Below are 22,458 nucleotides of genomic sequence, written 5' to 3' on the forward strand. Positions count from 1 at the left end.
TTGGTCCGATTATTATTCAAAGGCCATTTGTATTGCCGCTTTCGCATTCCTATCTCCCAACAACAGTAGCCAAACAGGAGATTTGAATGTTCGACGCCAAAAAGCTTCTCGATCAGTTTCTGGGATCACAAATTCCCGGCATGTCTGGAAGCGTTCGCGATAAGGCAGGGCAGGCCACCGATCTGGCCAAGAAAAACCCCTTGGCTACTGGCGCAATTGCTGCCGCAATTCTCGGTACAAAGACCGGACGCAAGCTCGCCGGTAATGTAGCGACAGCAGGCGGTATCGCAGCTATCGCTGGTCTGGGTTATCTCGCCTACAAGAATTACAAGTCTGGCCAAGCGCCGCAGACCGCAGAAACCGCGCCGCAGGCCGCAGAACCACAGGCAGCAGGGCAGCCTGTATTGCTTCCGCCGCCACCGGCAGATTCTCCGTTTCATCCGCAGTCGCCGACCATGAGCAACAGTTTTGCACTGACGCTTGTGCAGGCAATGATTGCTGCTGCGAAGGCTGACGGCCATATCGATGATGCGGAACGCGCACGCATCATGGAAAAGGTTCAGATTTCAGGCCTTGATGATGAAGCGGAAGCTTTCTTTGAGAAGGAACTCGCTGATCCGATTGATATCGATGCGTTGGTAGCCGCTGCTCAGACTGAAGAACAGAAGGTCGAGCTTTATACCGCTTCGCGTCTGACCATCGACCCCGACAGCCGTTCAGAGCGTGGATATCTCGATATGCTGGCTGGTCGTCTTGGTTTACCGGATGCGCTGGTCGACCACATCGATGCGACGGTTTCATCTGTTAAAGCGGCTCCAGTCCAGACTGAATCGTAGGAGCCGCTTTAATTTTTGTTTTTACGCATTATCCAACGCAAAGCCGCTTCGCACTTTTGCTGGAAATGCTTTAAAGCCTGATAAAACAAAACCGGCTGCATTATGCAGCCGGTTTCTTTTCGAACTTTGGAATTAATCAGATTGCGAAGCTTGTGCCGCAGCCGCAGGATGCCGTGGCGTTCGGATTGCGGATCTGAAACGATTGTCCCATCAGGTCGTCGACGAAATCGATCTGGGAACCATCCATGTAAGGAACGGAGATCGAGTCGATCAGTACCTTGGCGCCAAGCTTTTCGATGACGATGTCATCATCGGATTGATCGTCAACCAGATCATACTTGTAAGAAAAGCCAGAGCAGCCGCCGCCCTCGACAGAAACGCGAAGTGCGGTTTTGCCCGGTTCGGAACTGATAATTTTTGCAATCCGCTTGGCTGCGGATTCAGAAACGGTAATGTCTGTCATCTGCCTTGTTCCGCTTGCTGTCGCCTATGCTGGATTGAACCAATTGGGAATTGTCCAGAATTTCCAACAAACGCGTACTTGCCTTCATGTTTAACTGATAGCTATGAACGCAACGTGTGGAAGTCAATGTCCACCTGAATTTAGCGTAATCATATTACAGTGAGGAATGCATCGCAATGTCCCCGGAAGGAATTGGATCGCTGGAAGGAATTGGCTTCGGTTATCGCGAACGCGCGCCCTACGCCTGCAATCCTGCCCTGACCCGTGGACGGCTGGTTCCTGAGCCTGAAAGCGCAACGCGAACGCCTTTCCAGCGCGATCGCGACCGAATCATTCACTCGACGGCCTTTCGTCGCCTCAAACATAAGACGCAGGTTTTCATTGCCCATGAAGGCGATCACTATCGAACCCGTCTGACCCATACCATCGAGGTGGCGCAGATTGCCCGCGCGCTGGCGCGTGCTTTGCGACTGGATGAAGATCTCGCGGAGGCCGTGGCCCTTGTGCATGATTTTGGACATACGCCGTTCGGTCATACCGGCGAAGAAGCGCTCAATGAGCGTATGAAGCTCTATGGTGGCTTTGACCATAACGCGCAGTCCCTGCGTATTGTGACGAAGCTTGAACACCGCTATGCGGATTTTGACGGGCTAAACCTCTCGTGGGAAACCCTCGAAGGGCTGGTAAAGCATAATGGTCCGTTGGTCGGTCCCTTTGCCTCACATTCAGATGAGCCGGTTCCACTGCCCATCCTCGATTTTAATGAACGCTATGATCTCGAATTGTCGCGCTTTGCGAGCCTTGAGGCGCAATGTGCTGCCATCGCAGACGATATTGCTTACAACGCTCATGATATCGACGACGGCCTGCGCTCCGGCCTGCTGACGCTAGAAGGTCTCGACGAAGTGCCGTTGACCAAGCGCTTGCTCGATCTGGTAAAGACGCGCTATCCCGCGCTTGATCCTGTGCGTACGGGCCATGAACTGGTCCGTCGGCAAATCACCATCATGGTCGAAGACGTGATTGCTGAATCTCAGCGCCGTATCACTGCTGCCAATCCTCAGAATTTAGAGGATGTGCACGCACAACCGCGCGCGCTTGTGGGCTTCTCGGATACGATGAGGGACGAAGAAAAAGTCCTGAAGCGCTTTTTGTTCAAGAACCTCTATTTTCACGACAGCGTCGTTGTTCGCAGGCATGCAGCCGATAAAATCGTGCAAGACCTGTTCGATATTTGTTTTGATGATACCACCATCATGCCAGCGGAATGGCAATCGGGCTGCGAAACGCTTGATGAGGCGGGCCGTGCTCGTCGTGTCGCCGACTATCTGGCCGGTATGACTGACAATTATGCAGTGCGAGAACACCGACGATTGTTTGACCATACACCCGATTTAGCTTAATCGGGTCGGGACGAAGCGGGTCCTGGAGCTTAAAAGCGTCGGGATCTTTGCTATTTTTATGACGAGCCGACGCCGGAAATCATAACTATAACCGGACGGAAGCCTGACAGGACGAACCATGAATATCTTTGCAGATTTCGACGCGCGTATTAAAAAAACGTTGCAAGATATTGATCTGAAAGCGAAAGATGGCTGCGATCTAGATTTGTCGCGTATCAGTGTGGAACCACCGCGCGACGCGTCGCATGGTGATATTGCCACCAATGCCGCCATGGTGCTTTCCAAAGCTGTGGGTCAGAACCCGCGTGAACTTGCCACTGCGATCGCCGATGCGCTGAAGTCCGACAAGGATGTCGCCACGGTTGATGTTGCAGGTCCGGGCTTCATCAATCTGCGCCTGAAAGACACCTATTGGCAGCGCGAATTGGCATCGATGCTCAATGAAGGCACCGATTTTGGACGCTCGAAGCTTGGCACGGGCACCAAAGTCAACGTCGAATACGTTTCAGCGAACCCGACAGGCCCAATGCATGTTGGCCATTGCCGTGGCGCGGTCGTCGGTGACGTGCTGGCAAATCTGTTGAAATTTGCGGGCTTCGACGTCGTCAAAGAATATTATATCAACGATGCAGGTGCACAGATCGACGTGCTGGCACGTTCGGTTATTCTGCGTTACCGCGAAGCACTTGGTGAAGAGATTGGCGAGATTCCAGCAGGCCTTTATCCGGGCGATTATCTCGTTCCAGTTGGCGAAACCCTAGCCAAGGAGTTTGGCAGCAAGCTTCTCGAAATGCCGGAAGAAGAGGCTTTTGCTATCGTAAAAGAACGCACCATCGCTGCGATGATGGTGATGATCCGCGCCGACCTGGAAGCGCTGAATGTGCATCATGACGTCTTCTATTCCGAGCGTAATCTTCATGCCGATCATGCGCGCGTCATCCGCGCTGCGATTAATGATCTGACGCTAAAGGGCCACGTCTACAAGGGAAAGCTGCCTCCGCCAAAGGGACAGTTGCCGGAAGAATGGGAAGATCGTGAACAGACCTTGTTCCGCTCGACCGAAGTGGGGGATGATATCGATCGTCCACTGATGAAGTCTGACGGCACATTCACCTATTTTGCTGCTGACGTTGCTTACTTCAAAGACAAGTATGATCGCGGCTTCAATGAGATGATTTATGTGCTGGGCGCCGATCATGGCGGTTACGTCAAGCGTCTCGAAGCTGTTGCACGGGCTGTTTCTGACGGCAAGGCAAAGCTCACCGTTCTGCTTTGCCAGCTGGTGAAACTGTTTCGCGATGGCGAACCTGTGCGTATGTCGAAGCGTTCGGGTGAATTCATCACGCTGCGTGAAGTGGTGGATGAGGTTGGCCGCGATCCGGTTCGTTTCATGATGCTTTATCGGAAGAACGATGCGCCGCTCGACTTCGATTTTGCGAAAGTGACTGAGCAGTCCAAGGACAATCCGATCTTCTACGTGCAATATGCTTCGGCACGTTGCCATTCGGTTTTCCGTCAGGCTGTTGACCAGCTTGGATTGAGCGATCTTGATCGCGTATCGATGGCCGGACACTTCGACAAGCTGACCGATGAGAGTGAAATAGCACTCGTTCGCAAGCTCGCAGAATACCCGCGCCTGATCGAAGCTGCGGCGACGCATCAGGAGCCACATCGCCTCGCTTTTTACCTCTATGACCTCGCCAGCGCCTTCCATTCTCAGTGGAATAAGGGCACCGAGAACACAGACTTACGTTTTATTAAGGTTAACGATCCAGAATTGTCTCTAGCAAGGCTAGGGCTAGTACAGGTCGTTTCCGATGTGCTGACGTCCGGTTTAACAATAATCGGTGCGGATGCTCCAACGGAAATGCGCTAGGACGGTTTCGTCATCCGCAAGTTCAACCAAGGTGTTGTGCGGATGTCGGCAAGTCAAAAAGATGGAAGATCAACGAGGGTGCAAGTCGTCGATCTTCCTTCAGGCGCAGGAAACTTCCGTCAACTTTTGCCCACATTGCCTCGCTACAACGTAATGTATCGAGACGTCTTGCGGCGTCCAGGGTTTGAGTTAGGAACACACCATGACGGACAGCAGTGCTAATCCCCGTAATTACGGCGAGCGTCCGCTGCATGAAGACGATCCGCTGATGGAACTTTCACGGATCATGGACTTCGGCGCGTCTGCTGATAACAAAGTTGCGCGAAGTGAGTATCGTCCTGAGCCAAATTTTGATTCTGGTGACGACGCGCTCTCTTTTGATCTTGAACGCGAACTTCTTGGTGATTTCGGCGATTTCGCGGAGCCGGAACAGCAATCGGCTTCGTTGGCGCAAACACCATATCAGGACGCACATTCCTATCAAAATGCAGAGCCTCAGCTTCAGGAAGACGATCTCGCGTCTGCTCTGGAAGAAGAGTTTGATCTTCACATGGACGCAAATGAACCGGTTGCTCCAACCGAATCGTTTGATTTCGTCGAAACGGATCGCTCTGAACCTGTGCCGCAGTTCGACTACAATGATTATTCCGAAGCGCGCACGGCTTATGAAGAAAGCCATGTGGAGCCAAGCTATGCCGAGCCTCACGCCGTCAATGCGGCGCATGAGCCTTTGGAGCAGGGCTATGTCGACTACAGCCCCGCCAACACATACCAGCCGTCAGAAGTGCCGTATGTTGATCCATATGCGAGCGAGCCAGCGGTGAATGCAGCTGTAGGCAATGATTGGGAAGTCCAGTCTGCCGAGCCGTTCGAAACCAGCTATGCCGCAGCACCCGCCCATCAGGCGCTTTCGCTTGAAGATGAGCTGGAAAGCCTGCTGTTCGGTGATGAACCACAGCCAGCCTCCGCACCCGATGCCGTTTATCAGGATGAACCACAGCAGTTCACAGCATATACGCCGCGTTACGAAGAACCTGTCGCAGAAGCGCTGTCGTATGCTGAGCCTGCTCATCATGGTGATTCCGAGCCGGTGTTTGACGACTTTCAGCTTGATGACCCACAGGCCTATGAGCCCGTAGAAACGGCGGCGAACTTTGCGCCTGAGCCATATGATGCGCGCGAAGCCACATCGCAGACTCAGGCTCCTATCTATCCGCATTACACGCTGAGCAACTTCGCTGCCGGTGCTGCTACAACAGGTGTTCTTGCGTCTGAACCGGCCCGGGCAGAAACCGCTGGCTACGAACCAGAAGAAGCTGCACTCGACGACGACTTCTCGTTCGACGATGATTTTTCGCTTGAAAATGAGCAGACCTTTGTACCTGTCGCCGCTGAGGCGACGGAAGATGATCTCTCAGGCCTTGGTGAAATCTCTTTGAGCGAAGATGATTTCGGATTTGAACCGTCAGGCGACGCGCCGTCGTCTGTCGCTGCAAATGATTCGAACTTCTTTAGTGAAGAAGACTTCTTCAATGCAGATGATCTCGATTTGGCGTCAGAAGTTGAAGACGAACAGGTCGGTGAGCCTGTCTATGCCCACGCGACCTATGATCAAGAAGAGGCGCATCCAGCAGCTCCATCTTTCACCAATTACGCGGACCCACGTTCTGCTTTCGTTGCGCCTGCACCGGAAATTGAAACGCTGAGTGTCGCTGATAGCAAGGTTGAACAGACGCATTCACTGGATTTGCCGGAAGTCAGTTATGGCGAAGAAGAAGCAAATGCTGGTTTGACTGATCTGGAAACCGAATTTGCGGAAGTGTTCAACACTATCGGTGTTGATGAGACAGCCACAAAAACGGATGCGCAGAGCGAAGCCGACAAGGCTTTTGAAGATATTTTCCGTGAAAGCGCTTCGTCCTACATGCCAAATGCAGGCGTGGCGGCTGGTGCTGCTCTCGGTCTTGGTGCGGCAACCGCTGCAGCTACGGCCGCTTATGGACGCGCAAATCCAACAGCGCAGCCTGCGGCACCACAGGCTAATGTGGCAGATGCCGGTGGTAGCAGCGATGATTTCTACAATCATTGGGCAGCACAGGGCGCTCAGACGATAGAGAGCGGCGAATTCGGCACACGAGCAGCCATGCAGCCCGAAGACGATCTCGGTAGCGCTGCAGAGGCTTACCGGAATCGTCCGGTTCGTGGTCGTCGTGGTCTGATCCTCGCAAGTGTTGCAGGCATTGCAGTGCTTATTGGCGGCATCGGCTACCACTTCCTTGGTGGAAGCGGTTCGGGGGAGCCAGTTGTGATTCGTGCGGATAATCAGCCGATCAAAGTGCAGCCGGAAAATCCGGGTGGAGCGACTGTCCCCAATCAGGACAAGGCGGTCTATGATCGCGTTGCTGGCACATTGCCGAACAATCCAGAGCAGAAAGCTTTGATCTCTGCTGGTGAAGAGCCGGTTGATTTGGGTGCGCAGGATAATGATGCGGGTGCGAATGATTTCCCTGAGCCAAATCAGACGGCTGAAGCACCATCGAACTCCGGTCAGGATGCACCGCTGATCCAGCCGCGTGAAGTCGAAACGATGATCGTTCGTCCCGATGGCACAATCGTTCAGGCACAGCAACCTGCACCTGTGACTCAGGCACCAGCGCCAACCAACACAGTCAATCCAACAAATACCGCAAACTCAACAAACTCGGCAGGCAATGACGCACCAATTGCGCCACCAGCAGACACTGATGAAATTGCAGCGCTTGCGGCTGGCAATGCACCGCAGGAGCCTGTCGTAAACACACCGGCTACGCAGCCAGCACCTGCGGCTCAGGCACCAGCAGCTCCAGTTCGTGCGCCAGTCGTGCCATCGCGTCCAGCTGAACAGCCAACCAATATTGTTGGCAACGTGCCACAACGCACGCAGGCTCAGGCGCCTGCGGCCGCTGCACCTCAGGTCGCTTCTGCTGCCGGTGGTGGATATTTCATCCAGATTGCTTCGCAGCCATCTGCTGAACTGGCACAGAAGTCCTATGCCAACATGGCACAGCGTTATGGCAGCGTGATCGGTGGCCGGGCAGTGGATATCAAACGCGCAGATATTCCAAACAAGGGCACTTATTACCGTGTTCGTGTCCAGGCAGGTTCGAAAGACGATGCCAATGCACTTTGCGGTCGCTTCAAGACTGCCGGGGGTAGCTGCTTCGTGACGCAGTAAGATTTATCAGACGAAAAAATAAGAAGGGCGGCATTTGCCGCCCTTTTCGTATGGCTACCATGACGGTGATTTTTCGGCTAAACCCCTATCACTGGTTTGAGCATAAAACAGATCAAAGGAATGCTGCATGAAAGAGTGCAAGGCGTGGATTGCTGGCGTGGCAGGAACAAAGCTGACGCCGGATGAGGTGGCTTTCTTCCGTGATGAAAAGCCTTGGGGCTTTATTCTCTTTGCACGCAATGTGGAAAGCCTTGAACAGGTTGCAGAGCTGACCGCGCAACTGCGCGATGTGACCGACCGTCCCCAAACACCTGTTTTCATTGATCAGGAAGGCGGACGCGTTCAGCGCCTGCGCCCTCCACTTGTTCCGAACTACCCAGCAGCTGCACAAATTGGTGCGATCTATGATCGTGACAATGAAGCGGGTCTTCGTGCCGCTTGGCTTCATGCACGACTACACGCTTTTGATCTTCTGAAAGTCGGCGTCAATGCTGATTGTCTGCCGGTTCTCGATGTTCCTATTGAAGGCGCACACGATGTAATCGGCGCACGCGCTTATTCCAAGAATCCGTATAGCGTTGCTGCAATGGGTCGCTCCGCTGCTGAAGGGCTTCTTGCCGGTGGTGTGCTGCCTGTGGTGAAGCACATGCCAGGTCATGGCCGCGCATTCAGCGACACACACAAGGAACTAGCCCGCGTTGGTGTGCCGCTCAGTGAGCTGGTCGCGCATGATTTTGTGCCGTTCAAGGCGTTGAACGATCTTCCAATGGCAATGACCGCACATGTGATCTTTGATTGCATCGATCCCAAGCGTCCGTCGACCTTATCGCCGACAGTCATCAATACGATCATTCGCGATGTTATCCAGTTCGACGGTCTGGTCATCAGCGACGATATTTCGATGAAGGCACTCTCGGGAGATCTTGGTGATATCGCCGAAGGTATTACGGCTGCAGGTTGTGATATCGTTCTCTATTGCGCGGGGGTGATGGAAGAGCTGGTGAAGGTTGCCGCACGTGTTCCGGTTCTCGATGGTAAGGCCCGCAAGCGTGCGGATCTGGCGGAAGTCTATGCAGGTGATCCGGATCTTTCTGATGAAACAGAACTGCGCGAAGAGTTTGGACAAATGTTCGAACTGATGGCGTAACCGACAAAAATTGGTACACTAAAACGGATCGGTGGGATTTTCTCACCGATCACATAATAAACAGGACAAACGGTTGGCTGGATCGGAAACGAACACAAATGGCAAAGACGGCACCAACGTGCCGATGGATGCCTTGTGGCAGGGCGAAGCCGATCGCGCTGAGGGCGAACCTTCTCTGCTGATCGACGTTCAGGGTTTTGAAGGCCCGCTCGATCTTTTGCTCCATCTGGCCCGCAACCAGCGTGTCGATCTTTCTCGGATTTCGGTGCTGGCACTCGCTGAACAATATCTGGGCTTTGTGGAACAGGCGCAGGCCCTTAGTCTTGAATTGGCTGCTGATTATCTGGTCATGGCTGCATGGCTTGCTTACCTCAAGTCCAAATTGCTGATCCCCAAGCAGCAGGATGAGGATGGCGCTACAGGCGAAGAGCTGATCGCTTCTCTGCAATTCCGTTTGAAGCGGCTTGAAGCTATGCGCGATGCCGCAGCGAAGCTTGTAAACCGTAACCGGCTGGGCCGTGACGTATTTGCGCGTGGAATGCCGGAACTGGTGGTGATTGATCGATCCAGCCAGTTTTCGGCCACGCTTTATGAATTGCTGACTGCCTATGCTTCGCAACGTCAGCGACAGGCCGTATCTCATGTGCAGATCGAAAAGCGCGCCGTCTGGTCGCTGAAAGAGGCACGTGTCGCACTTGTAAGACTTATGGGATCGAGCGGAGACTGGGTCGCACTGGACCGCTTTCTCATCAATTATGCGCTGACACCGCAGGAAAGAGCTTCTGCCTTGGCCAGTTCCTTTGCCGCAAGTCTTGAGCTGGTGCGAGAAGGTAAGCTGGAAGTGCGACAGAATGCACCTTTTGAGCCGATCTATATGCGCGTTGCAGGCGGATTAAGCGAACTTGATGAGGACGAAAATGTCTGAAGCGGAAGTGGCGATGGATGATTATGACGACGAAGTTCAACATCCAGCTTCGCCCATGGCCTTGGCGGAACTCGCACGGATGGCAGAGGCGATAATCTTCGCATCTGCGGAACCGGTTTCTGAACGCGCATTAGCAGAGCGATTGCCAGTTAGTACCGATTTAGCGGCAATATTAGAGCATCTGCAAAAGGTTTATGAGGGGCGGGGCGTTCATCTGGTTCAGGTCGGTGCGGCCTGGGCTTTTCGCACAGCACCCGATCTTGGTTTTCTCATGAGCCGTGAGACGGTTCAACAGCGCAAGCTCTCCCGCGCAGCAATGGAAGTCCTTGCAATCATTGCATATCATCAGCCTGTCACACGCGCCGAGCTTGAAGATATTCGTGGTGTGGAAACCTCCAAAGGCACGCTGGATGTGCTTATGGAAACGGGTTGGATCAAACTGCGTGGTCGCCGTCGCACGCCCGGACGGCCTGTGACCTACGGAACGACCGATACATTTCTGGATCATTTTGGCTTGCCGGAAATACGTGATCTACCAGGGCTGGAAGAATTGCGCGGGGCAGGGCTGTTATCTGCGCGCATACCGTCCAGTTTCTCTGTGCCGGTTCCGAATGTGGACCCTGACGAACTTACAGACGATGAAGAGCCGCTCGAAGATATAGATCTTGAAGGTTTGGGGCTGCTGGCGCCACGCGGAGATTGATGGGAAATTTGAGCTACAACAAATAAAATCGTTGTAACTTCGTTCACTGTCACACTTCTGTTTGAAAGATTTGGTGAAAGCGCTTAAATCGTATTCAGCATTATAGGAATAAGCCGTGTCGCAACGGCGATGAGAGGAATGAAATGGGTAGCTTTTCTATCTGGCACTGGCTGATCGTTCTCGCAGTTGTGCTGCTTCTGTTTGGCCGTGGCAAAATCCCTGAACTGATGGGTGATGTTGCAAAGGGCATCAAGAACTTCAAGCAGGGCATGTCTGAAGAAGACGCTGCTAAGGAAGATGCCAAGGCGGATGCACGTACAATTGATGCCAAGGCGGATGAAACCGTCAATGACGTCAAGAAGACGACAAAATCCTGATCTGATGTCAGGGATGCTGCGTGCAATATGGTGCGCAGCATGTTTTGCCATGAAGGCATGATCCAGCAGGTTGGGAACTATTTCCCGATAAGATCATGTGTAATAACAACAGGTTGATTGCCACTTCACCTTGAACGACGGTGTGTTTGCAATCTGGATTGCGGTTTTCCGCCGAAAGACGGGACGCGCGCGTCAGAAGCGCGGAGTATCAAATTATGTTCGATATCGGTTGGTCTGAACTGCTGATAATCGCGATTGTGATGATCGTGGTGGTTGGCCCCAAGGATTTGCCGAAGATGCTCAGAGCTTTCGGCAAGGCGACCGCGCGTATGCGCAGCACTGCTAACGAGTTCCGGCATCAGTTCAACGAAGCCTTGAAAGAAGCCGAACTCGAAGACGTCAAGAATATCGTCGATGAGGCTCGCAAGCTTGATCCGCGCTCGAAGCTCACACAGGTCTTCGACCCGATTCGCAGTGCCGGTGAGGATATTCGTTCGGGTCTTCAGTCCACAACATCGATGTCGCCCGCTGAGCCTGCCAAGGTGGCTGAGGTGACAATGCCTGTTGACGCAAACGGTACGACGGTTCCTGTTGAAGCTCCAACAGAGAAGCCTGCAGCCAAGCCGAAGACAACGCGTAAGAAGGCGGCACCTGCTGCTGCAGAAACGCCGGTGGCCGCCAAGCCCGTCAAGCCGAAGGCTGCGACCGCGAAGCCAAAAGCCAGCGTCAAAGCTGAACCGGCTGCAAAACCGGCTGCACCCAAAAAGGCGTCTCCAGCAAAGCCTGCAACGGTGAAGGCGGACACTCCCGCCAAGAAGACCACGAAAAAGACGACTGAAAAGACAGGAAGCAAAGCGTGAAACGGGACGAGGACGAAATTGAACAGAGCGCCGCTCCTCTGCTCGAACACCTTATCGAACTGCGCCGCCGCCTGATCTGGGCGATAGTGGCGTTTTTCCTTGCTTTTATTCTTTGTTTTGCCTTTGCAAAGCATCTCTTCAATCTGCTCGTCGTTCCCTACCAATGGGCACTCGACTGGGCCGGGATGGACCGCTCGAAAGCAGAGCTGATCTATACCGCACCGCAGGAATTCTTCTTTACGCAGGTCAAGGTCGCGATGTTTGGCGGCGTTGTGCTGGCGTTCCCGATTATCGCTGCGCAGATTTATAAGTTTGTGGCCCCTGGCCTCTACAAGCATGAGCGTATGGCGTTTCTGCCATTCCTTATTGCTTCGCCGATATTGTTCCTGACCGGCGGTGCACTCGTTTATTTCTTCTTCACGCCTATGGTTATGTGGTTCTTCCTGGCCATGCAGCAGACGGGTGGCAATGGTGAAGTGCAGATTTCACTTCTGCCAAAAGTTTCCGAATATTTGAGCCTCATCATGACGCTCATTTTTGCTTTCGGTCTGGTCTTCCAGTTGCCGGTCGTCACGAGCCTTATGGCCCGAGTCGGGTTGGTTACTTCTGCAGGTCTCAAGGACAAGCGCAAATATGCGATTGTGATTGCTTTCGTTGTGGCCGCTGTTCTGACGCCACCCGATCCGGCGAGCCAGATCGGTCTTGCCTTGCCGACGATCCTTCTCTACGAGATTTCCATCATATTGGCCCGAATGATCGAAAAGAAGAGGGATGAGGCAAAGGATGAAGCTGAGGGTGATACCAAAGCCGATACTGGGGCAGAAGACAACGCCCCCACTTCCTGATCCGGCTATATGTAAAACAGAGGCTGCATAATCGCAGCCTCTCTTTCTGTTAAATTTCATGAAACGGCTTTTCCCATGCTCGATATCAAATGGATTCGCGAAAACCCTGAAGCTCTCGACAAGGCGCTTGCCAAGCGCGGAGCAGGGCCGCTCTCGTCCGAACTGATCGCGCTTGACGAAAAGCGTCGCGAGCATGTCGGCAAAGTTCAGGCTGCGCAGGAGCGCCGCAATGCGGCATCCAAAGAAATCGGCAAAGCAATGGCCGAGAAGGACGCAGCGACTGCTGACAAGCTCAAGGCTGAAGTCGGTGAGTTGAAAACTTTCCTTGCTGATGCTGAGGAAGAAGAACGCCGCCTGGTCAAGGAACTGAACGACGCACTTTCGAGCCTTCCAAATGTTCCAGCTGACGATGTGCCGCTCGGCAAGGACGAGGCAGATAATGTCGAAGTCCGTCGCATTGGCAATCAGCGCAATTTCTCGTTCCAGCCAAAGGAACATTATGAGCTAGGCGAGGCGCTTGGCTATATGGACTTCGAGCGTGCCGCGAAGATCGCAGGTGCACGTTTCACCGTTCTGAAAGGCCCGTTGGCACGTCTTGAGCGCGCACTTGGTCAGTTCATGCTTGATCTGCACACCACAGAAAACGGCTATATGGAAACCATGCCGCCGCTGATGGTGCGCGACGAAGCCGTTTATGGCACAGGTCAGCTGCCGAAGTTTTCTGAAGACTTGTTCCGTACGACGGATGGTCGTTGGCTGATCCCCACTGCCGAAGTTCCGTTGACCAATCTCGTTGCCGATGAAATCGTCGACCTTAAGACTTTACCACAGCGCTACACGGCACTCACACCTTGCTTCCGTTCCGAAGCAGGTTCAGCTGGTCGCGATACGCGCGGTATGCTGCGTCAGCATCAGTTTCTCAAGGTTGAGATGGTGTCGATTACTGATGCGGATAGCTCGGCAGCCGAACACGAGCGTATGACGGCCTGTGCTGAAGAAGTGTTGAAGCGTCTCGGCCTGCCGTTCCGCACCGTTGTTCTTTGTACGGGTGACATGGGCTTTGGCGCGCAAAAGACTTACGACATTGAAGTATGGATGCCGGGTCAGAACGCTTATCGCGAAATTTCGAGCTGCTCGGTTTGCGGAGATTTCCAGGGGCGCCGAATGAATGCGCGTTATCGCCCAGAAGGCGAAAAGGCCACACGTTTTGTGCATACGCTGAATGGGTCGGGCGTTGCAGTCGGTCGCGCTCTGATTGCTGTCATGGAAAATTATCAGCAGGAAGACGGCAGCATTCATATTCCTGAAGCATTGCAGCCATACATGGGCGGTCTCACGCGTATCGAGAAAGCCGCGTGAATTTAAACAGTTAAAGCATTTCCAGCAAAAGTGGGAACCGGTTTTGCGTTCGGAAATGCGTAAAAACAAATAGTTACAGCGGTTCCAGCGATTCAATATTAACTAGAACCGCTGTAACGATGTGAATGAAGGAGAGACGACGTGCGAATTCTGCTGACGAACGATGATGGTATCCACGCTGAAGGCCTCGCAGTTCTGGAGCGTATCGCACGCCAAATCTCGGATGATGTTTGGGTTGTCGCCCCAGAAACAGATCAGAGCGGTCTTGCACATTCATTGACGCTTTCAGAGCCTCTGCGCCTCCGCAAGATCGATGATCGTCATTTCGCGCTGCGCGGAACGCCGACTGATTGCGTCATCATGGGCGTTCGCCATGTTTTACCGGAAGCGCCTGATCTCATCCTTTCAGGTGTTAATTCTGGTGCCAACATGGCCGATGATGTGACCTATTCCGGTACCGTTGCAGGGGCCATGGAAGGCACACTTCTCGGTGTTAAGGCAATCGCACTGTCGCAGGAATATGATTACGAAGACGGCCGTCGCATTCTGCCATGGGAAACAGTGGAAGCTCACGCGCCTGCATTGATCAACAAGTTGATTGAAGCGGGTTGGCCTGAAGGTGTTCTGCTTAACTTGAATTTCCCGAATTGTGCTCCAGATGAAGTCAAGGGCACACGTGTAACAGCACAGGGCAAACTCAGCCATGATGCGCGCCTCGAAGAGCGTCGTGACGGTCGTGGCTTCCCTTATTTCTGGCTGCAGTTTGGTCGCACCAAAGCAGAAGTTGCCAGCGATAGCGATATCGCTGCCATCCGCGCGGATTACATCTCTGTAACGCCGCTGCATCTTGATCTGACGGCACAGAAGGTACGGGCTGAACTCAGCAAAGCGCTTGGGGTTGAAGCATGAATCAGGCTGTGTCTGAACGCCAGCAGCTTTCGGACAGGGAAGGATTTGCCTCCTTCGTCATGCGCATGCGAGCGCGGGGCATCAATGATGCCCGGCTCTTTGCTGCAATCGAATCGACGCCACGTCAAAGCTTCATGGGTTCGTCATGGGCGCATCTTTCATTTAGCCAGCGTACTGCACCGCTCGATTGCGGCGAGTATATCGAAGGCATCGACGATCAGGCGCGCGTCATTGCCGCACTTCAATTAGAATCAGGCCATCGCGTATTGGAAATCGGCACCGGCTCTGGCTTTACCGCTGCAGTCATGTCGATGCTTTCAGGTCGCGTCACGACAGTCGAGCGCTATCGCAAATTATGCGACCGCGCCTTGCAGCAGTTTGTAACGCTCAAGCGCGAAAACATCATGGTGAAACATGCCGATGGTCGCCACGGTATGCCGGGTGGACCGTTTGATCGCATCGTGATCTGGTTGGCTTGTGAAGACATTCCGCGCCATTTCGTAGAGCTTCTGGCAACCCATGGTGTGCTTATCGCACCAATTGGGCCTGGAGACGGTCAGCAAATGGTGACGCGAATCGCAAAGGTCGGTAGCCGCTTCGAGCAGGAAAACATCATGCCTGTTCGTTATCAGCCATTTATCGAAGGCATGTCCTCCGTTCTGTGAGGACTTCGCAGCCTCTTTTTTGAGACTTACAGCGGTTCCAGTTAGTATTGGATCGTTCGAACCGCTGTAACTATTTGTTTTTACGAATTTCCGAACGCAAAACCGGTTCCCACTTTTGCTGGAAATGCTTTAACCGCTGTTGCATCGGCACAATGCAATAGAGCTCCACGCGCCCTCTTGGGCGCACAAAGGCCACTTTAAACTATTCAATCTATGCATCGTGCTTACCAAAAATCGTTTCCGATTTTTGGATCGATGCTACGGCGGTTTTTTTGTGTAATGCACGAGCAAAAAAACGCTTTTGTGCGCTTATGGTATTTAATTGGTGAATATTTTTTCGAAGAAATCTCGATTCTTAACCAGCGAGTAACATTAACGCGTTTTAATGAGTCCAAGTGAGTATTAGAGTATGGGCGAGTTGAACATGCGTTTTCCAATATTGCAGCATACGTCCGAACGTCTCCTGCGGAATGCAGCGATCGTTCTGATTGCCGGTTTTGGTGCAGGGTGCAGCGCCGATACGATGCGCTTCACGGATGGCCTTTATACTGGCTCCACGTCTAATCAGCGTGTTGTGCAACAACAGCCTGCCGGCGATGTTTATGCATCTGCGCCGGTGGCGGCCGCCCAGCCGGTTTCGAGCGGGTCGGTTCAGCGTAACAGTCTGCCGCCTGTGTCCTCTGCGCCGGTTGTGGCTGCTGCAACGCAGGCACAGAATCAGGTTAATCAGGCTCAAGACATGGCCGCCAATCGTGTGAATGGCGCTGTGAACAATGCTGGAACTCAGGTGGCAAGCGCTGCCGGTGCTGCAAACAATGCAGCCGCTAATGCGAAATCAAACGTTCTCGGACAGTTGCCAGCAACGGCAAATGGCGTTCCATTGCCGGCCGCTAACCATGCTGCTGCACCGCAGGCGCAAGCTCCTGTTGCAGCTCCGCAAACTGCCGCAGCAGGTGGTGCTTACACAGTTAAGTCGGGCGATTCGCTTTTCTCCATTGCACAAAAGCACAACGTACCGGTTGAACAGCTAAAGCAGGCGAATGGCCTTACCAACGGTGCAATTCGTGTCGGTCAGTCTCTCGCAATTCCATCAGCCGCCGGTGGTGCAACACAGGTTGCAGCGGTTTCACCGCAGCCAGCAAAACCAGCCGCAGCAGCGCCAGTGCAAACTGCATCGGTGGCGCCTGATGCCGCGTCAAATGTGAAGCCTTATACGCCACCACAGGCGAGCAATAAGGTGATCGAAGACGCTGAGAAGGATCAGTCGGCTGCTCCATCTTCAACGGGCATTTCGCAGATGCGTTGGCCAGTTCGTGGCCGCGTTCTTGCAAGCTTCGGCCAGCGTGATGGCACTTCAGTTAATGACGGTATCGACATCATGGTTCCGGAAGGTACCGCCGTTAAGGCCGCTGAAAATGGCGTTGTCATCTATGCAGGCGACGGCTTGAAGGAGTTCGGTCAGACGGTTCTGATCCGTCACGACAATGGACTGGTTACAGTCTATGGCCATAACAGCCAGATTCTCGTGCAGCGCGGTCAGAAGGTTCGTCGTGGCGAGGACATAGCGAAGTCCGGTATGAGTGGGAACGCAAAATCGCCTAAGCTGCACTTCGAAGTGCGCAAGAATTCATCACCGGTCAATCCTTCCAAGTATCTGGAATCTTGATCGAAAACGGTTCGACGGAATAAGAAAGGCGGGTTAGACCCGCCTTTTTCTTTACATCGCTTTGCCCATACGACCAGCAAGATCCTGAATATACTGCCATGCAACACGACCAGAACGATTGCCACGTGTCGTCGCCCAGGTCAGGGCTTCTGCGTGCATCGCCTGGGGATCATAATCCAGCTTGTAGTGTGCTGCATAACCATCAACCATCGCGAGATAGTCGTCCTGGCTGCATTTGTGGAAGCCGAGCCAAAGGCCGAAACGATCTGACAGTGATACTTTTTCCTCAATGGCTTCAGACGGATTGACGGCGGTCGAACGCTCATTGTCAATCATATCGCGCGGCATCAGATGGCGGCGATTGGACGTTGCATAGAAGATCACATTGTCTGGGCGCCCTTCGACGCCGCCTTCGAGCGCTGCCTTCAGCGATTTGTAGGACGTATCATCGTGATCAAAAGAAAGATCGTCGCAGAACAGGATGAAGCGATACGGCGTTTCCTTAATGATGTTCATCAGGGCAGGGAGGCTGTCGATGTCTTCACGATGAATTTCAACAAGCTTTAATGGCAGCTTTTCGGTCTGCTCTGCATTGACGCTGGCTTGTGCCGCTTTGACGAGTGATGATTTGCCCATGCCGCGCGCGCCCCAGAGCAGGACATTATTCGCCGGATAGCCTTTTGCAAAACGTCGGGTATTGTCAACGAGCTGGTCACGCACCAAATCAACGCCACGAATGAGCGAGATATCGACGCGATTAACGCGGCTGACGGGGTCGAGTGTTAGACGCTCGGGTGCCCAGACGAAGCAATCGGCTGCTTCAAGGTCGGGTACGGTTGGTTGTGGTGGAGCAATACGCTCCAGTGCAGCGATCAGTCGGTCCAGTTTCTGGCTGAGTATATTTTCGGTGGTCATTCCAAGCCCTCAAATAGTGAGGATCAGGGCTTAACATGCCACAGCGGGCGGGAAAAGTGTGCGACCTTGGCGCAGTAGGGCCTTCGCCGGTTGCAATTGACGCGCTAACCATTGTAATGCCGTAAAGAATTTGTCTTCGAGACTTCAGAGGAGTTCCTAATGTTCGTAACACCGGCTTTTGCACAAGCCTCCGGCGGCGGCGCCGGGCCAGACATGCTCATGAGCATTCTGCCTTTCGTCCTGATCTTTGTAATCATGTACTTTCTCATCATCCGCCCACAGCGGACCCAGATGAAGAAGCGTCAGGAAATGCTGGCAGCAGTTCGTCGCGGCGATACGGTTGTGACCGGTGGCGGTATTGTCGGTAAGGTCCAGAAGGTCCACGACGACGGCGAACTCGACGTTGAAATCGCTGAAGGCGTTCGCATTCGCGTTCTGCGCAGCGCTCTTTCCGAAGTGCGCGTCAAGGGCGAACCAGTCGCCGACAACAAGAACAAGTAATTTTTATCAGATTACGCGAGTCCGGTAAGGTTTCCATAACCGGGGCTCGCTCATTATCGCGTGTGGGTCATATATTGTGACCCATTCGCCAAGCTGGAGAGCCGTTTGTAACACGTACGCTCCGGCACGCTCTACCCAAGCCGAAACGGAATTGCTGTTCGATGCTTTATTTTTCACGTTGGAAGTCGGCTCTGATCTGGTTGGCAATTATTGCCAGCTTCCTCATTGCGTCGCCTAATTTTTTCTCGCGTGAAACACTGGCAAATCTGCCCGGATTTTTGCCCACAAAGCAGGTCGCGCTTGGACTTGATCTTTCCGGTGGTTCCCGTCTTGTGCTTCAGGTGCAGAATGCTGGTAGGGGCGATCTTGATCGCACCAAAGAGATCATGCGCCAGCGTCTTGAAGAACTTGGCTATGGCAATCCCATTGTCGAGGAAGAGGGACGCAATCGCATTCGCGTTGAAGTTCCCGGCCTTTATGACGCTCAGCTTCTAAAAGACATTCTCAGCATCCGTGGCAATCTTTCCTTCCGCGCAGTTGACGACAGCGTTTCGCCCGACGATGCTATTCGCGGAACGCCGCCTGCCGACAGCACGGTTGTTTATTCTTATGATGACCCGCCTATTGGTTATCTTGTGAAAAACGAGCCTGTGTTTACAGGGGCTGACGTTACGGATGCCAAAGCCACACTTTCTGAAGACGACAATGAACCAATCATCACGCTGACGCTGGATGAGAAGGGGCGCAGCAACCTAGCTGCAGCGACCACTCAGGCCATCGGCAAAAGCTTTGCAATCGTCGTCGATAATCAGGTTGTTTCTGCACCTGTTGTGAGCGAACCGCTCGATACAAATGAATTGCAGATTTCAGGCGCGTTCGATCTGCAGTCCGCCAACAATATGTCAGTTGTTCTGCGGTCCGGTGCGCTGCCACAGGCAGTTTCTGTTCTGGAAGAACGCACAATTGCTTCGGCGTTGGGTGACGACTATGCAAGTGCTGCTGTTTCCGCAGCACTGCTGGCCGCCTTGCTCGTCGGTCTTTTCATGGTGCTTTCCTACGGCATACTTGGCGTCATCGCCATGGTGGCGCTCGCCGTCAACATGATTATCCTGATCGCGATCATATCGCTGATCGGTGCATCTATTACGTTGGCGAGTGTCGCGGGTTTGGTGCTGATTATCGGCATGGCCGTCGATGCCAACATTCTTATATATGAACGCGTTCGGGAAGACCGCCGCAAAGGTTATTCCGTTGTTCAGGCAATGGAATCCGGCTTTTATCGCGCACTTTCGACGATTGTGGACGCCAATCTCACGACAATGATTGCAGCTCTGGTGCTGTTCCTGCTTGGCTCTGGTCCGGTTCATGGCTTCGCGCTGACTGTTACAATCGGTATTGGCACGACGCTATTTACCACGCTGACCTTCACGCGCTTGCTGATTGCCCAATGGGTGCGCACGGCGAAACCGAAAGAAATCCCCAAGCGTCGTCTGAAACTGGTTCCGACAGTTACGCATATCCCGTTCATGCGCCTGCAGTTCGTAACGCTTGGCATTTCTGTTCTGGCGAGTGCGATCGTTGTGGCACTTTTCGTCAATATCGGCCTCAACTACGGCATCGATTTCCGTGGTGGTTCGATGGTTGAATTGCAGGCCCGTAGCGGCGATGCAAATCTGCCGGATATTGAAGAACGTATGAGCGAACTCAATATCGAAAGCGCGCGCGTTCTTCCTGCCAAGTCGCCACGTTCGGCGCTCGTGATCATCGGCAGTCAGGAAGTGGGCGACGATGCGGAGCAGACCGTTGCCGTCAAACTACGTGGTGAGTTCGAACAGGATTATTCGTTCCAGCGCGTCGAGGTTGTTGGTCCAACGGTTTCGGAACAGCTGTCACAGGCGGGGCTTCTGGCGCTATTTCTCTCGCTGGCAGGTATCTTCATCTATGTCTGGATAAGATTCCGCTGGCAGCTGGCACTCGGTGCTGTGTTATCGACCCTGCACGACGTTATCATTCTGGCCGGTGTATTCATTGTATTCCGAATGGAATTCAATTTGTGGAGCGTTGCCGCCGTTCTGACCATTATCGGCTACTCGCTCAATGATACGATCGTCATCTATGACCGCGTGCGGGAAAATCTGCGCCGTTATAGCAGCGCGCCATTGCCCGCGATTATCGACGCCTCGATCAATCAGACACTGTCACGCACCTTGCCTACCGCCTTTGTGACTTTCATTGCACATATTCCGCTCTATATGTTCGGTGGAGCGGATATTCGTATGTTCGCACTGGCACTGAGCGTCGGCATTATCGTGGCGACTTATTCTTCGATCTTTATTGCAGCACCTCTGCTTGTACAGTTTGGCCTCAAGCCGCGTGCAGCCGAAGGAGATGATGCGATGGGCGACGATCTTGCACAATCGCTCAATCTGGACAGTTAGAGCGCATCCCGAAAAGTGTGAAACGGTTTTCGGACAAGATGCGCGTAAAACAAATGGATAGAGCATTTCTAATGACTCAATCCAAACTGGAAATGCTCTGACATGGCAAAAGGCATAGAAATTCGCGAAGCCCATTTTCCGGGCCGGGCACCTATTGATGCATATGGCAATGGCGGCTTTCGCTTTGCAGATATGTCGCACAAGGGGTCTATTCTCTGTTTGCCGTCGGGTATTCATGGCTGGGACCCACAGACACCGCCAATTATATCGCGCCATGATCTGGGTGCCATTCTTGAGCAGGCGAACGATATAGAAATCCTCCTGGTCGGTACGGGTATGGATTTGCGCCGTATTCCGGAAGACGTGCGCGCTGTGCTTCGTGAACACCGTATTTCGTCCGATCCAATGAGCACAGGTGCTGCGGTCCGCACTTATAATGTGCTGCTCGCTGAAGATCGCGCAGTTGCCGCTGCACTGATTGCTGTAGACTGATTTTCATGAACCAGAATGAGGCACATTGCCTGGCGCTTCTGCGCGAAGCCGACCGGGATCGTTATCTTTCGGTGCTTTATGCGCCGGAGGATAAACGCGGCGCGCTTGCAGCACTTTACGCGTTCAATGCGGAAATCGCCCGCATTCGCGATCTGGTTCACGAGCCACTGCCCGGCGAAGTGCGTCTGCAATGGTGGCGCGATCTTCTCAATGGTGAGGCAAGGGGCAGTGCAGATGCGCATCCTGTTGCAGCAGCTCTGATTGAGACAATTACCAAATATGATCTGCCGCGTTCTGCATTCGACAATTATTGCGAAGCGCGGATTTTTGACCTTTATGACGATCCGATACCAAGTAGGAACGATCTTGAAGGCTACTGTGGTGAGACCGCTTCCGCTCTCATTCAGCTGGCAGGTTTCATCCTCGACCGTGATGCAGCCCAGTCTCATGCTGAGACAGCGGGACATGCAGGCGTTGCGCAGGCTGTGACGGGTCTGTTGCGTCTGATGCCGATCCATCGGCGTCGCGGACAGCTTTATGTCCCCGCAGATATGTTACAGGCCGTTGGTGTGACGCGCGAGGCCTTCCTTGGCAATGAAGACAAGTCGGCACATGGGCGTGTGATTAGCGTGATGACGGCTCTCGCACGTGAACATCTGGTGATTTTTGAGAAATCCAGGCAGGCTTTGCCCAAAAGTCTCGCTCCGGCATTCTTACCGTTGGCGCTTGTCCCTGCTTATCTCAAGTCGATTGAACGACTGGGTGACAAGGCGGCTGATCAGATTGCTGACCTTTCAGCGCTGCGCAAACAATGGCTGATGTTCAGAGCTGGTTTCTAAAAGATAAGGCGGTTTTCTTTTTCAA

20 protein-coding genes are annotated in these 22,458 nt (G+C 53.3%); 18 read left to right on the forward strand and 2 right to left on the reverse strand.

What is annotated here, in order from left to right; all coding sequences use genetic code 11:
- Nucleotides 1-86 precede the first annotated feature (86 nt).
- Nucleotides 87-836, forward strand: coding sequence for a tellurite resistance TerB family protein (locus CES85_RS13785; protein ID WP_095446494.1), 750 nt, complete (start codon nt 87-89; stop codon nt 834-836).
- A 136-nt stretch (nt 837-972) separates the two neighbouring features.
- Here CES85_RS13785 and erpA read toward each other — a convergent pair whose 3' ends face one another.
- Nucleotides 973-1,299, reverse strand: coding sequence for an iron-sulfur cluster insertion protein ErpA (gene erpA, locus CES85_RS13790; RefSeq protein WP_024896593.1), 327 nt, complete (start codon nt 1,297-1,299; stop codon nt 973-975).
- Nucleotides 1,300-1,475: 176 nt separating this feature from the next.
- Here erpA and CES85_RS13795 point away from each other — a divergent pair, with 176 nt between their 5' ends.
- The 13 genes from CES85_RS13795 to dipM all read left to right on the forward strand — a co-directional run bounded on the left by CES85_RS13795 (nt 1,476) and on the right by dipM (nt 17,248).
- Nucleotides 1,476-2,702, forward strand: coding sequence for a deoxyguanosinetriphosphate triphosphohydrolase (locus tag CES85_RS13795; RefSeq protein WP_095446495.1), 1,227 nt, complete (start codon nt 1,476-1,478; stop codon nt 2,700-2,702).
- A gap of 118 nt (nt 2,703-2,820) precedes the next feature.
- A complete protein-coding gene (argS, locus tag CES85_RS13800) occupies nt 2,821-4,578 on the forward strand; it encodes an arginine--tRNA ligase (RefSeq protein ID WP_095446496.1) in 1,758 nt (585 codons plus the stop codon).
- Nucleotides 4,579-4,780: 202 nt separating this feature from the next.
- Nucleotides 4,781-7,792, forward strand: coding sequence for an SPOR domain-containing protein (locus CES85_RS13805; RefSeq protein ID WP_095446497.1), 3,012 nt, complete (start codon nt 4,781-4,783; stop codon nt 7,790-7,792).
- A gap of 127 nt (nt 7,793-7,919) precedes the next feature.
- Nucleotides 7,920-8,939: a beta-N-acetylhexosaminidase gene (gene nagZ / locus CES85_RS13810; protein WP_095446498.1), complete on the forward strand. Its 1,020-nt coding sequence runs from the start codon at nt 7,920-7,922 to the stop codon at nt 8,937-8,939.
- A 124-nt stretch (nt 8,940-9,063) separates the two neighbouring features.
- Complete coding sequence (locus CES85_RS13815; protein WP_421522299.1) at nt 9,064-9,864, forward strand: segregation and condensation protein A; 801 nt, start codon at nt 9,064-9,066, stop codon at nt 9,862-9,864.
- On the forward strand, nt 9,857-10,567 hold the full coding sequence (gene scpB / locus CES85_RS13820) for an SMC-Scp complex subunit ScpB (protein WP_095446500.1): 711 nt from the start codon (nt 9,857-9,859) through the stop codon (nt 10,565-10,567). Before CES85_RS13815 ends, scpB begins: the two co-directional genes overlap by 8 nt.
- Nucleotides 10,568-10,710: 143 nt before the next feature.
- Nucleotides 10,711-10,944, forward strand: coding sequence for a twin-arginine translocase TatA/TatE family subunit (locus tag CES85_RS13825; RefSeq protein WP_024896600.1), 234 nt, complete (start codon nt 10,711-10,713; stop codon nt 10,942-10,944).
- Nucleotides 10,945-11,159: 215 nt separating this feature from the next.
- Nucleotides 11,160-11,804: a Sec-independent protein translocase protein TatB gene (gene tatB, locus CES85_RS13830; RefSeq protein WP_095446501.1), complete on the forward strand. Its 645-nt coding sequence runs from the start codon at nt 11,160-11,162 to the stop codon at nt 11,802-11,804.
- Nucleotides 11,801-12,649, forward strand: a complete 849-nt coding sequence (tatC, locus tag CES85_RS13835; protein WP_095446502.1) for a twin-arginine translocase subunit TatC — start codon at nt 11,801-11,803, stop codon at nt 12,647-12,649. Before tatB ends, tatC begins: the two co-directional genes overlap by 4 nt.
- 75 nt (nt 12,650-12,724) lie before the next feature.
- Nucleotides 12,725-14,008 carry a serine--tRNA ligase gene (serS, locus tag CES85_RS13840; RefSeq protein ID WP_095446503.1) on the forward strand — a complete coding sequence of 428 codons (1,284 nt, stop codon included), beginning with the start codon at nt 12,725-12,727 and terminating at the stop codon, nt 14,006-14,008.
- Between the two features lie 141 nt (nt 14,009-14,149).
- Entirely contained in the window at nt 14,150-14,917 is a 768-nt protein-coding gene (gene surE / locus CES85_RS13845) for a 5'/3'-nucleotidase SurE (RefSeq protein ID WP_095446504.1), read from the forward strand.
- Nucleotides 14,914-15,582 carry a protein-L-isoaspartate(D-aspartate) O-methyltransferase gene (locus CES85_RS13850; protein ID WP_095446505.1) on the forward strand — a complete coding sequence of 223 codons (669 nt, stop codon included), beginning with the start codon at nt 14,914-14,916 and terminating at the stop codon, nt 15,580-15,582. The genes surE and CES85_RS13850 overlap by 4 nt, the downstream gene beginning before the upstream one ends.
- 409 nt (nt 15,583-15,991) lie before the next feature.
- Complete coding sequence (gene dipM, locus CES85_RS13855) at nt 15,992-17,248, forward strand: cell division endopeptidase DipM (protein ID WP_095446506.1); 1,257 nt, start codon at nt 15,992-15,994, stop codon at nt 17,246-17,248.
- 51 nt (nt 17,249-17,299) lie between these two features.
- Here dipM and CES85_RS13860 read toward each other — a convergent pair whose 3' ends face one another.
- Nucleotides 17,300-18,163 carry an ATP-binding protein gene (locus CES85_RS13860; protein ID WP_095446507.1) on the reverse strand — a complete coding sequence of 288 codons (864 nt, stop codon included), beginning with the start codon at nt 18,161-18,163 and terminating at the stop codon, nt 17,300-17,302.
- Between the two features lie 159 nt (nt 18,164-18,322).
- Here CES85_RS13860 and yajC point away from each other — a divergent pair, with 159 nt between their 5' ends.
- From yajC to CES85_RS13880, 4 genes are all read left to right on the forward strand, one after another.
- Nucleotides 18,323-18,664 (forward strand): preprotein translocase subunit YajC, encoded by a 342-nt coding sequence (gene yajC, locus CES85_RS13865; RefSeq protein WP_095446508.1) that lies wholly within the window; start codon nt 18,323-18,325, stop codon nt 18,662-18,664.
- A 161-nt stretch (nt 18,665-18,825) separates the two neighbouring features.
- Nucleotides 18,826-21,102, forward strand: coding sequence for a protein translocase subunit SecDF (secDF, locus tag CES85_RS13870; RefSeq protein WP_095446509.1), 2,277 nt, complete (start codon nt 18,826-18,828; stop codon nt 21,100-21,102).
- Between the two features lie 102 nt (nt 21,103-21,204).
- Nucleotides 21,205-21,594 carry an Mth938-like domain-containing protein gene (locus CES85_RS13875; protein WP_095446510.1) on the forward strand — a complete coding sequence of 130 codons (390 nt, stop codon included), beginning with the start codon at nt 21,205-21,207 and terminating at the stop codon, nt 21,592-21,594.
- Nucleotides 21,595-21,599: 5 nt separating this feature from the next.
- Nucleotides 21,600-22,433 carry a phytoene/squalene synthase family protein gene (locus CES85_RS13880; RefSeq protein ID WP_095446511.1) on the forward strand — a complete coding sequence of 278 codons (834 nt, stop codon included), beginning with the start codon at nt 21,600-21,602 and terminating at the stop codon, nt 22,431-22,433.
- Nucleotides 22,434-22,458: the final 25 nt, after the last annotated feature.

It is taken from the genome of Ochrobactrum quorumnocens (assembly GCF_002278035.1).
In the GTDB taxonomy this organism is placed as follows: domain Bacteria; phylum Pseudomonadota; class Alphaproteobacteria; order Rhizobiales; family Rhizobiaceae; genus Brucella; species Brucella quorumnocens.